The organism is Flagellimonas marina, from assembly GCF_042651185.1.
GTDB lineage: Bacteria > Bacteroidota > Bacteroidia > Flavobacteriales > Flavobacteriaceae > Flagellimonas > Flagellimonas marina.
Genome location: NZ_JBHSCL010000009.1, coordinates 22,788 through 36,309, shown reverse-complemented (window position 1 = coordinate 36,309; position 13,522 = coordinate 22,788). Strand labels below are relative to the sequence as shown.

Here is a 13,522-nt window from a genome sequence, read left to right as displayed (position 1 = left end):
AAAAATTGGTATTATGAAAAAAATGAAAAAAACAATCGCATTCTTAATGGTGCTATCAAGTATGGTCTCTTGTACTGAGGTACTTGATGAAGAGGTCTACTCTGATTTAGTGGCCGGAAATGCCTACGAAACCGAAGCAGATGCTGAGGCACTCATTTTGTCAGTGTATGCTGCCCTTAGGGGAACAGAGTGGGGAACATATTATGAATATGATTATTTGAACATTAGTGAACAACCAACCGACACCTATGGTAAGGACGCATGGGGTCCAGGTACTTCACCACTGGAAATGGGTACGTGGGGCATCAATGAAGGTGAAATCGTAAATCTTTGGGATGGAGCTTACAAGACCATTGGAGCGGCTAATTTTGCCATACCAGTTTTAGAGGGTATGCCCATAGATGAATCCTTGAAAGCTAGCTTAATTGGAGAGGCAAAATTCTTAAGAGCCTTGGCCTATCATGACCTTACTTTTAATTTTGGTGATGTTATCTTGAACTTGGGTGATTCCAGTGGTGACTTGCCATTGAGCCCACAATCTGAGGTTGTTGCCCAGATTATAGCGGATTTGACCGATGCGGCGGCTGTTTTGGGTTCATCAGGCACTCCGGGTAGAGCTAGTGAAGGTGCTGCATTGGCACTCCGGGCCAAGACAAACTTGAACGCTAAAAACTGGGCAGCAGCAGCAGCAGATGCTGCAGCTGTAATGAACTTGGGAGAATATTCATTGCTTCCAAGTGTCGAGGAGCTTTTCCATGTGTCCAATGTCGCATCAAGCGAATGGGTTTTTGCCGTTATGTCCACAACAGACGCAACAGGATCTCAAACACGAATACCATGGCATGAATTGTCTGGTGATTATGTTGCCGGTGCGTGGGGAAGACTTACCATTTCAGTTGACTTTTATAATTCCTTTGATGAAAATGATACAAGAAGAGCATTGTTGGCCAATGGTTTTAGGGATGGTCGTTTGCGGTTTGATGACGATACTGGTTTGCCTATATATTTTGCAGCTCCGGGCACCCCGGAGTACGATGAATTGGCTGCCGATCCAGAAGTAACCCTACGATCTACGCTTTCCACATCAGTGCTTCCATTCAAATCTTTGGGCGGATATGATCGTTTTGACCATGCGCACAGAGGAGCTCTTGCTAATTCAGGAATCAATTACCCTGTATTGCGATATGCTGATATTTTGCTGACAAGGGCAGAAGCCCTCAACGAAACCGGTGACACCGGAGGTGCACTGGTGTTGGTCAATGAAATACGATCTAGGTCCAATGTTGCGCCTTTGGCCGACTTGGGGCAGGAAGCATTAAGAGATGCCATTTTGGAAGAAAGAGCAAAGGAACTCTACATGGAAGGGAAAAGACGTATGGATTTGATTCGAAGTGGAGAATATATAGATCGATGGAGAGCCAATCTTGAATCTAAATACCCAGGCGAAAACTTTGGTTATCTAAACGAGGACAGGACCTATTTCCCTATACCACAAAAAGAGATAGATGCTAATGACCAAATTGATTAATTAGCGATTTAATAAAATAAGTTAGTTTGAATTAGTAGTTGATTTTCAAGAAAGCAATTGAACCTTAATTGGTTTAATTGCTTTTGTTTTTATAACCAAAGACGTTACTTCATCCAATCGCTGCTTTACCATTGCTTATTGTATAATTTTAAGAATGCGTGGGTGATTATGCTATTCCATAAAAGGTAGGTAACTCTCAACAAATAATCTAATGAAAATGAAAGGTTGCTTAATGTCTGCATACAAAAAGGGATATAATGAATGTCTGAAATTCAAATACTTGATCATATTGCTGCTTTTTACAAATTGTTCCAGTGATGAAGTTGCAAGTTCTACTTTACTGCAACTAACCGATCATCGGCAAACTGGTATAGATTTTAGGAACGATATCCATGAAGATGTCAAAGAAAATGTATTTACTTACACCAATTTTTTCAATGGTGGCGGTGTCGCTATTGGAGATATAAACAATGATGGTCTGGTGGACATCTATTTCAGTGCCAACCAAAACACGGGAAAACTCTATCTCAATAAAGGCGATTTTAAGTTCAAGGACATTACCAAAGGTTCTGGATTGGACACCATATCCGGTTGGAAAACCGGAGTTACCATGGTCGATATCAACCAAGATGGTTTTCTGGATATTTATGTGTGCAGATCCGGGGACACCAAGCCAAGGCTAAGAAGCAATCTTTTGTTCATCAACAATGGTGACAAAACTTTCGTGGAAAAAGGTAAAGAGTATGGTTTGGACGATTGGAGCAATTCAATTCAGGCCACCTTTTTTGATTATGATTTAGATGGGGATTTGGATATGTTCCTGCTGAACCATGCCGTAAAACCTATAAAGGAGATATTCAGAAACTTTCACGATAAGGATACAGACCGATTTATTGGGGACAAACTCTATAAAAATGACAACGGGCATTATACACAGGTAAAGGATTTTGTAGGGATCAACCGTTCAAAACTGGGCGATGGACTGGGTGTGGCTATTGTCGATTTCAATCAAGATCTCTACCCAGACATCTATGTCTGCAATGATTTTGCCGGAAGGGATTACCTCTACTTCAATAATGGCGATGGAACTTTTAAGGAAAGTGCGCTCACCGCAATGAAACACATCTCTTACGCTTCCATGGGGGCAGATGCGGCGGACATCAACAATGATGGCTTGCAAGATCTGTTTGTTTTGGACATGAATTCCACAACCAATCTTGGAAGAAAAACCAATATGGGTTCCATGGATCCAGAAGCATTCAATCTTTTGGTGAGCCTGGATGGGCACCATCAATATATGCGCAATACATTACAGCTTAATAATGGAAACGAAACTTTTTCCGATGTGGCCCCCATGGCCGGCGTATCGAGCACAGACTGGAGTTGGGCTCCATTATTTGTGGATTTGGACAACGATGGGTTCAATGACCTGTTCGTTACCAATGGCATGCGAAAAAATACAAATAACAAGGATTTTGAACACTTTAAAGATGAAAGAATCCTAGAAGAAACCAACAAACCAGTACCCGATTATGAGGCTATGGTCCAAGATATTTTGGACAGTATTCCTCCAGAAAAATCGGTCAATTTGGTGTTTAAGAATCAAGGAGGCCTCAGCTTTAGCAAAGCTAATGATACTTGGGGAGTGTCCGCACCTTCCTATTCCAATGGAGCTGCGTATGCCGATTTGGATAATGATGGCGATATGGATTTGGTGATCAACAACATTGATGAAGAGGCACACGTATACCAAAACCACGCTACCTCACTAACAGACAACCACTTTATCAAGATAAAATTAAAGGGCAGCCCCAAAAATATAGATGGGATTGGCGCCAAAGTAAACATCAGATACGGAGAAAACAAACAATACAAAGAACAATACGTCGTGAGAGGCTACCAGTCCAATGTGGATTATATCTTGCACTTTGGGGTGGGGCAATCCAGTGTGGTGGATGAAATAAAGGTGACATGGCCAAGCGGAAAAGTGAGCGAATTGAAAGATGTTCCAGTGGACCAACAAATCACAGTTGATCATGCTAAGGTGGGCAAAAGTCAAGAAAAACAGAAAACCACTCCTTTACTTTTTGCAAATGTTACAGCAAATTACAATGTAGACCACAAACATCAAGAAAACGAGTACGACGATTTCAGCAAGGAAATCCTATTGCCCCATAAAATGTCAACATTTGGACCTTCTTTGGCCGTTGGAGATATCAACAATGATGGTTTGGAGGATTTTTATATAGGAGGGGCCAAAGGTTCTGAAGGCGCTATCTATCTTCAAAATGCCAACAATACCTTCACTAAAAAGTATAACGGCAGCATCGCTTCAGACAAATCCCATGAGGATACCGATGCGTTGTTTTTTGATGCGGATAGGGACGGGGATCTTGACCTGTATGTGGTAAGCGGAGGGAACGAAATGCCCGAAGGGCATACCTATTATCGGGATAGACTCTATCTTAACCAAGGTAAGGGCAACTTTGTGAAATCCCAATATGCTTTACCTGTCGTAAATTCCAGTGGGGGCGTGGTACGTGCAGCGGACTACGATAAGGATGGGGACTTGGATTTGTTCGTTGGGGGCAGGTTGCTTCCTGGCCAGTATCCAAAACCAGGCCGAAGTTATCTGTTGGAAAACCAAAATGGCAAGTTTAAGGATGTCACCAAAGAAAAGGCACCCGATTTGCAGTTTCCGGGAATGGTCACCGATGCGGTTTGGTCCGATTACAACAATGATGGAACCCAGGATTTGATCTTGGTGGGCGAATGGATGCCCATTACCATATTTGAAAACAATCAAAACAAGTTTACCACAAACACAGATGACATAGTGCTGAACAATAGTGCCGGATGGTGGTTCAGTATCACGGAAGCGGATATAAACAACGACGGAAGAGCAGATTACATTGTGGGCAACCTAGGGGAAAATTATAAATATAAGACAGCACCCAATGCACCTTTTAGGCTGTATTCAAAGGACTTCGACAACAATGGCTCCTTGGATATTGTGCTCAGCTATGTTGAAAACGACACCCTTTACCCGCTTCGTGGAAAATCATGTTCATCCCAACAAATACCATCCTTAAAAGAGAAATTTAAGGATTATAGGTCTTTTGGGATGGCGAGTTTGACCGACGTTTATGACGAAGATGCCCTGAAAAGCTCAGACTTGTTCGAGGCCAAAACATTTTCAAGCGCCATATTGATCAATACCAATGCCGGATTCCAACTGGAAGCATTGCCCCAAATGGCACAGATTTCCCCGGTATTCGGTTCTGTATATGATGATTTTGACAACGATGGTATTAACGATATAGTCATAGCAGGAAACCTTTTCAATTCAGAAATAGAAACACCCAGAGCTGATGCTGGCCAAGGATTGTTTTTAAAAGGAAATGGAAAGGGTGGTTTCAATTCCGTAAGTGGATTTGAGTCGGGTCTTTTCATTTCTGGTGATGTCAAAAAGTTGAAACCGATAAACCTAGGCCCAAATGCAGAAAAAGGACTCATATCGGCCGTGAACAATGGAAACGTAGCACTTTTTAAGACCTCCAATGTCCAAACCAAAAAATCAACCAGTTTATGAAACCAAAAACGATTCTAAATTTAAGTCTTGCCATTCTAATGTTGGGCGCAGCACAAATTGCGGCACAAGGCATCCCTTTGCCACCTAACACCCTGGTTAAGGTGTATCCTGAGGAAAGTGATGAACTGCTTTTAAACCCCGGTATTGGCTTTACCACCTTTCAGAGGTTCAACGGGGACGATCTAAATTCTGGAATGCTTTGGACAGAAGGTTTGCCCATTGAGTACCAAGATTTTGATGGAGACCTTACCAATAAAGATTACCCACAGACCACCATAGCCTATTTTCGGGTAAACTGGCGCTTTTTGGAGGTGGAACCGGGCGTATACAATTGGGAAATGATCGATAAGGCATTGAAAACTGCCGCCGAGAGAGGGCAGACATTGATGCTTCGCATTTCACCTTACGAGCGTGATGAAGAAAAGGATGTTCCCGTTTGGTACAGAAAAATGGTTGGAAAAGAAAGCAAGGATAAAATATTGAGAGGCAAATGGAGGATAGATCCCGAAAACCCAGCATATCTCCATTATTTTGGTGGAATGATCGCTGCCATGGGACAGCGTTATGATGGACATCCAGACGTGGAAGCGGTTGACGTTTCTTTCATTGGGTACTGGGGCGAAGGAGATGGTATGGAATTATTGTCAGACAAGACAAGGGTTGGTCTCATCAATAAGTATCTGGACAATTTCAAGAAAACCCATTTAATTTTTCAACCCCTTAATGGAGATGCCACACAACCAGAACTATTGGTAAGGGGAACCAATATAGCGGCATACTGGCCCAACGGTACCCACAATGGCGAAGGGCCAAATATGCGTCATTTGGGTTGGAGAATCGATTGTTTGGGTGATATGGGCATTTGGGATGATTTTACCCATATGTTGGATGTTTATCCACAAGATATTGTGCGGAGTGGGATGAAGGATGCTTGGAAAAAAGCACCGATAGCCATGGAAATATGCGGTACGTTTTTAACCTGGTTGGAAAGGCAAAAATACAACGAAGAAATTGTCGACTACATATTTGAGCAAGCACTAAAGTGGCATGTATCCTCCTTCAATGCAAAGAGTTCGCCGGTTCCTGAGCAGTGGAGTCCCTTAGTGGATGAATGGCTTAAAAAAATGGGGTATCGGTTTGTTTTGAGAAGGTTCACCTATCCTTCCCGAGTAAAGCGACATGGCCAAATACCAATGACTTCATGGTGGGAGAACAAAGGGGTGGCGCCCATCTACAAAGACTATAAGTTTGCCGTTCGCCTAAAGAACAGCAAACACACAGAAGTGTTCTTTACCAGTGCAGACATTAGAAACTGGCTGCCCGGTGATATCGTATTTGACGAAAAACTATACGTCCCCTTGGACACACCCACTGGGGAGTATCAAGTTGAAATAGCGATTGTGGACCCTGTTGCCCAGAACCCTCGAGTTAAACTGGCAATAGAAGGCGTGAACAGTGAGGGTTGGTATCCCATGGGAAAAATCTTGGTTACGGACTAAGCCCGTTTATCGGTACAACATAACATTCAACTTAAATAAAACTTTTGCGATATGAATACTTTGACCTCTTTTAAATCGATTCTTTTAATCATGGCCCTTTCCTTGAGCCCAATACTTTCAGCACAAATTGTGAATGTTTGGGCCGTGGGTGACGGTGAGAAAGTTTTTAGATATAATACAGATCATTTCGCAGAGAAAAACAACAGTATCTGGGACGGTGAAAAAGTGAAGCTCAGAGGACTTTACAATGAGGTTCTGGGCTTTCAAGTTATTGTGGAATTGGATAGTTTGGGTGCCAATAGCCTTGAGATATCCATGAGTCCTCCCGTGAACACCGTCTCCGGGGACATCATTGGAGGCGATGGAAACATAGCCTACGGCCCCCAAGGGAGCATTGATTTGTTTTCACAACACTATTTAAATGTAACAAAACCAACAAAACCGGCCTGGTACTTTGGATCTGAGAACAGTGCACCGGAAAATATGGTCGGATGGATACCAGATGCACTGATACCTTCCGATGCTTTGGGAAAAGGAGGATTTCCCCTTACAGTTCCCAAAACCCGTAAGATAACGATCAGAATGCAGCACAGACTTGAGGTCATCGAGCGGCAAGAAACCCAAAATCAAGGCTTCTGGATAGACTTGTACCTGCCACGGGATAAAGATTTTGCCCCCGGTATGTATGCATCCGAGATTACAGTCTGGGTCAATGGTGAGGCCTCTTCAAAACTTCCGGTGGAAATTGAATTGATAGACGCTTACTTGCCCGATGAAAACCATTCGAATGTATGGTTGTTCACTTCCAAGAACAGTATGGTGAATTACTTTCGTGATTTGGAATATGATGAGGTCACGGAAATGATGAAGTTTGAGGCCCATAGACATCGGGTGGATTTGGTGGGAGGTTTTAATGTACACACCAGCATATTCGATATTAATGAGATGAACAAATACAAGCCGTATTTGGACGGATCTGCTTTTACAGCTGAAAATGGGTATCAAGGCCCCGGACAAGGGGTAGGGGAAAAGCTGTTCGCCGTTGGCATGTATGGAAACAAAGTCTTGGGCAGAACCAAGGATAGTATTCAATCGGAATCCAATAAATGGGTCGCTTGGTTCGAAGAGCACTCCCCTGAAACCCGATACTTTTGGTATATGATCGATGAACCTGGAGAAGTGCAATATCCCTATATCAAACAAAATTCTGGATGGGTGAAATCCAACCCCGGTCCGGGAAAGAGGCTCCCCATATTCACCACTACGGCCTATAAAGAAGAGCTCAAAGATGTGATTGATATTTTTAATGGATATCGTGGCATTAGGGATTACGAACAATTTAAATTATTGAAAGAAAGAGGTGGGGACCATTGGTTCTATAACGGAAACCGTCCCTTTTATGGTTCTGTAATCTTGGAGGCCGAAGCTGTTGATTTTAGGGTAAATGGCTGGATCAAACATCTGTTTGGTATTAATACATGGTTTATCTGGCATGGCAGTCACTGGCAACATAACTTCCAAGGACCCAAAGGCAATTTGCAGCAACGTGTGTTCAACGAACCGCTCACATTTATTAACTGGGGCTTCAACTATGGTAATGGTGACGGTGTCGTTTTTTACCCAGGTAGAATGCCCTATCACAAAGAAGAGGACCGAGGTTTGAACCAAGTATTGCCTTCCATTCGGTTAAAAAACATACGACGAGGACAACAGGACCATGAATTGCTTTGGTTGGCAGAACAAAAAATAGGTAAGACCAAAGTAAGCGAATTGATACGGAAAGTCGTTCCAAAGGCCATGCACGAAGTGGATAAGGATGACCCAGTGGCTTGGTCACAGCGCGGGGATGACTATGATGAGATCAGAAATGAAATACTAAACCTTTTAAAATAAAAAACCGTAAATGGGCGCAAAGGTTAAACTTATCGGTATCAATTTGATTGTACTTCTTTGGTTTTCGTGCAAAGATTCCAATACCAATGCCACAAGGGAAGATTCGTTGGGCAAAGAACAGAGCAATTGGACCCTTATTGGTCCTGGAGGTGGAGGATCTACATTTATCCCAACCTTCTCTTATGAAAATGAAGAAAATTTCCTGATTCGTTGTGATATGACCGGAGCCTATCACACCAAAGATGGAGGAAACTCTTTCATTGGCATCAACTATCCAAATGGTTCCCATGCCTTCGCTTACGATCCATTGAACCCAGAAGTAATGTACATTGGTTCAAATACGCTCAATAAATCAATGGATGGTGGAAAAACCTGGGAAAGGATTTATCCGTTTGAAAAAGATATCATAGAGGAGAATTATCTGGGAGACCATGCCGAATACTCCATTATAACCACCGAGAACTCTCTGTTCCATATAGTGGGTGAGTCGGGCCGGACCATTAACCCCACCATAAGGAACATAAAAGTGGATCCAAACGACTCCAAACAAATTTATTTTAGTTTAGACAGGTATCTTTTCTACACCCTTGATGGTGGAGTTACTTGGAATAGACTGAAAGTAAACAACAGGATTGATTTCATATATACCGATACAGGCGAGGCCAAAGACAAAGTTTTGGTGTTTACCTCCTCAGCGGTCAATATATTAGACAAGCAATCTTGGCAAGTTACATCAATGGAATATCCTGATGCAATGCAACCCGCTTTTTCGATTACGGGAGGAACTGTAAAAGGAGAAACCAGTTCAATATTTTATGGTTTGCACAATGATGAATCTGAAAGAGGAGATGGTAGACCGGCCCCTACCTCATTATGGATATCCAAAGACCATGGAAAGACTTGGCGGCAGGGCAAAGGGGATGTAATCACAAATAGGTCGCATACATTGCCTACTTATTCCACTATGGCTGCTGCCGAAAATGATGCCGAGCATGTGTATGTGGTGGCAAGCAGCTATCTAGAAAAGAAAGATGATGGAACTGATGCCGTATGGTTTGGAACGCTAAAGTCGGATGATTCCGGAGATTCTTGGCAATGGGTCTGGAAAGGAGGCGGAGGCTCGGGCAAGTACGGTGTAAAGGATGGCAATGATGTTACAAATTTAGAAGATGCTTGGGTAAATGAAGCTTTTGGAAAAGACTTCATCAGATTGATTGATGTAGGAGTGGCCCCGAACAATGGAAATGTGGCCATAGTTACAGACTGGTACCGCAGTATGAAAACTGTGGATGGCGGTAAGAATTGGACATCCATTTATTCAACACGCCAGGATGACGGAAGCTATGTTTCCAGCGGTTTGGATGTGACTACCAATTATGGGGTTCATTTTGACCCTTTCGATTCAACCCATATCGCCATCAGCTATACCGATATAGGGTATCACCATTCCTATAATAAAGGCCGTAGTTGGACCAGGTCCACCACAGGTATACCTACCGAATGGGAAAATACCTGCTATTGGTTGGTATTTGACCCAGAGGTCAAGGACAAGCTATGGTCTGTTTGGTCAAACCTCCATGATTTTCCACGGGGAAAAATGACCAGAAACCCCAAATGGACAGAATATGGCAGGGGAGGTGTCGCCGTTTCCACAGATGGCGGTACAACCTGGGAACCATCCGTAGAAGGGATGGGCTTTGACACACCATCCGCTTCAATTGCATTGGACCAAAACTCTCCTACGGGAAACAGAACATTATACGTTGCTGCTTACGGAAAAGGGGTCTTTAAATCTGTAGACGATGGTAAAACATGGAAACTTCACAACAACGGAATTGAAGGGAGCTTGGCCGCTTTTGAAATTACCATTCTTCCCGATGGAACCCTGTACCTTATTACCAGTCCAACTCCTCAACACATCAATGCTGAAGTAGGACGGGAAGTGCACATGGGCGCCGTATATAAATCAACGGATGGGGCACTTACATGGAAACGCTTGGATGTGGGTGAAAAGACCACATTCCCAAATGGCCTTGCGTATGACCCTGAAAACCTGGACAGACTCTATCTGGGTTCATGGGCGGATACTTTTTTAAGCGATATAGTTGGGGCCGCTGTGGCCCGGGAGACCGGAGGCAATGAATTGATGGATTTGGACGGGGGCATCCTCATGTCCGAAGATGGTGGCGAAACATGGAAACGGATATTAGATGAAGATCAATTTGTTTATGATGTTACGGTAGACAGTCACCATCCAGGCAGGGTGTATTGCAATACATTCAACAGAGGGGCATACATGAGCAATGATTATGGCAAAACCTGGGACAAAATAAAAAACTATGACTTTCACTGGGGTCACCGGGTAGTGATCGATGAAAATGACCCGGAAAAAGTATATCTGACCACATTTGGTTCAAGTGTTTGGCATGGCACACCCGAAACAGAATAAATTTTAATAATAATAAATCACAAACGCACATCTTAATAACAGTATGGAAAAAATAATTGGAAAGCTATCACTCACCTCAATTTTAGTGTCCCTGTTGATGGTATTCTCGTTTGTTTCTTGCAAAAATAAAGATGGAAATTCCACAAGCGTGGACACCTCTAAATTGTATTCCAACATAAATGGAAGAAACGATCATTGGGGATATATTGGCCCTGGTGGAGGTGGAGCCATGTTCAATCCGACCATAAATCCTTTAGATCATGACCATGTATTCGTCAGCTGTGACATGACCGGTTCATTCGTATCCTATGATGCAGGAAAACAATGGCGAATGTTCAACCTTAGAGATGTTACCAAGTTTTATGATTTTGATTATACGGATGAGAACATTGTTTACGCCGGGACTTCAAATATGCTTTTTAAAAGTAAGGACAAAGGCATATCCTGGGAAACAATCTTTCCTCAGCCCGAAGATATTGTAGATATTGTTTCCCAAGGGGACCATGCAAATGAAAAAGTCATAACAAAAGATAGTGTATGGACCCTTGTTGAAAAGCTGGCCATTGACCCGGACAACCCTCAAAAGCTATATCTGTTGACGAGAAAAAGAAAGATTGACTTTTGGCCGAACGGAAAAAACCAAAGATTTTATATGGCCATTATGGCATCCAATGATGGAGGTGAATCTTGGGAAACCATGGAAAAACTACGTTTTGACCTGAACAATATATTTATCGATCCTTCATCACCGGAAGATGATAGAACCATTTATATCTCTGGTAAAGGTGGTCTAGGTGCAAGACGCAAAGGTACTTGGGTCAATGTTGGACTTCCCGAAGATGCCGAAAATATTACACAGGTTATTAATGGTTTTGATAAGAAGGCCAATCGGCATATCATCTATGCTATTTCTGGAAAATCATACTTTAATCCCAACGCAAGGGAAAATTCCAATATTTATATGACCAATAACGGAGGGGAAAGTTGGAGCCAGATTGATATTCCATTAAAAGCTTTTAAAATGGATGGCGCCAAAGATATGGAGTATAGAAGTATCGCCACCAGTTATTACCATCCGGAAAACATTTACGTATCCTACGCCAATTTAATAATCGGTCAGGATTCAACCGCTATCGGGTTGGCTAAAAGCTCAGATTATGGAAAAACATGGGAGTTGGTATGGAAGGATGTCAACAATACACCTACACCCAACATGGACCAAGGCTGGCTAAATGAAAGGTTTGGTCCCGGTTGGGGAGAAAATCCTTTTCATATGACTGTTGCCGATAATGACCCTAACCTATGTTATACTACTGACTTTGGCCGTACCGTGCGAACCACAAATGGTGGAAAAACTTGGGAACAGCTCTACACCAACAAGGTTGAAGGAGCAGGATGGAGGTCAAGAGGGCTGCAGGTGACCACGGGGTACATGCTTGCATTTGATCCATTTGATTCACTGCATGTGTTGATGGCCGATACCGATACCGGGATGATGGAAAGCCATGATGGTACCAAAAGTTGGTCAAGTGCAACAAATAACAATGGGGTGCCCAGACGTTGGGTCAACTCTACCTATTGGACGCTATTTGACCCAGAAGTAAAAGATAAGGTATGGGCAGTGATGAGTGCCAATCATGATCTCCCCCGACCAAAAATGTGGCGAAACAGGGATATGTCCACTTACAAAGGAGGTATTTTGAGCAGTACTGATGGAGGTAAGACTTGGGAGGTTCTGAGTGAGGAAATAGGAGAAATGGCACCCACCCACCTGGTCATGGATCCCAATTCTGACCCCAATAGTAGAACACTCTATGTCTGTGCTTTTGGAAAAGGGGTATACAAATCAACGGATGGTGGCAAAACATGGCAACAGAAAAACAAGGGCATTGAAGGAACCCAACCAGCCGCATGGCGAATGACCCTTGGCAATAATGGGGATTTATATTTGGTGGTATTCCGAAAAAGTGATGATGGCAGCATAGGCAATGCTATGGACGGAAGTCTGTATAAATCAACCAATGGGGCAGAATCATGGGAGAAAATGCAATTGCCCAATGATGTAAATGGCCCATCCAGTTTGTTGGTGGATCCTGCCGACTCCGATAGGCTTCTTCTATCGGCATGGGGCAGATACGGTCCTGACGAATTTTCCAATGATGTGGGCGGTGGCATCTATTTGTCCACAGATGGCGGTGGCACATGGAAGCCGGTGCTCACTGGGGATCAGCATATCCATGATTTGACCATGGATGAAAAAAAGGGAGTGTTCTATGCATCAGGCTTCAATTCCTCTGCCTATCGTTCTGAAGATAGAGGAGAGACATGGCAACGGATAAAAGGGTATAACTTTAAATGGGGGAAACGGGTTCAGCCAGATCCCATGGATTCAGAAAAAGTATATATAATAACATTTGGAGGTGGTATTTGGCATGGTCCGGCCCAAGGTGACGAAGCTGCTCTGGAGGATATTAGTACTCCGGAAGCAGCTTATGAATAACGTATACATTGTTTAGAAAAGAATTCCTTAAACGCGGTCAATAGCTAAAAAGATTACTTTT

Annotated in this window: 6 protein-coding genes; all 6 read left to right on the top strand. The window is 43.0% G+C overall.

What is annotated here, in order from left to right:
• Positions 1 to 22: 22 nt before the first annotated feature.
• The 6 genes from ACFOWS_RS14030 to ACFOWS_RS14005 all read left to right on the top strand — a co-directional run bounded on the left by ACFOWS_RS14030 (position 23) and on the right by ACFOWS_RS14005 (position 13,461).
• Positions 23 to 1,528 (top strand): RagB/SusD family nutrient uptake outer membrane protein, encoded by a 1,506-nt coding sequence (locus tag ACFOWS_RS14030; RefSeq protein ID WP_379765715.1) that lies wholly within the window; start codon positions 23 to 25, stop codon positions 1,526 to 1,528.
• A gap of 211 nt (positions 1,529 to 1,739) precedes the next feature.
• The gene (locus ACFOWS_RS14025; protein ID WP_379765712.1) at positions 1,740 to 5,120 is read left to right on the top strand and encodes a VCBS repeat-containing protein; all 3,381 of its coding nucleotides are present in this window, start codon (positions 1,740 to 1,742) and stop codon (positions 5,118 to 5,120) included.
• Positions 5,117 to 6,619 (top strand): DUF4832 domain-containing protein, encoded by a 1,503-nt coding sequence (locus tag ACFOWS_RS14020; protein WP_379765709.1) that lies wholly within the window; start codon positions 5,117 to 5,119, stop codon positions 6,617 to 6,619. Before ACFOWS_RS14025 ends, ACFOWS_RS14020 begins: the two co-directional genes overlap by 4 nt.
• A gap of 51 nt (positions 6,620 to 6,670) precedes the next feature.
• Complete coding sequence (locus ACFOWS_RS14015; protein WP_379765706.1) at positions 6,671 to 8,512, top strand: hypothetical protein; 1,842 nt, start codon at positions 6,671 to 6,673, stop codon at positions 8,510 to 8,512.
• A 10-nt stretch (positions 8,513 to 8,522) separates the two neighbouring features.
• Positions 8,523 to 10,961 carry a hypothetical protein gene (locus tag ACFOWS_RS14010; RefSeq protein ID WP_379765703.1) on the top strand — a complete coding sequence of 813 codons (2,439 nt, stop codon included), beginning with the start codon at positions 8,523 to 8,525 and terminating at the stop codon, positions 10,959 to 10,961.
• 43 nt (positions 10,962 to 11,004) lie between these two features.
• Positions 11,005 to 13,461: a WD40/YVTN/BNR-like repeat-containing protein gene (locus ACFOWS_RS14005; protein ID WP_379765700.1), complete on the top strand. Its 2,457-nt coding sequence runs from the start codon at positions 11,005 to 11,007 to the stop codon at positions 13,459 to 13,461.
• The last annotated feature ends 61 nt before the right edge of the window (positions 13,462 to 13,522 follow it).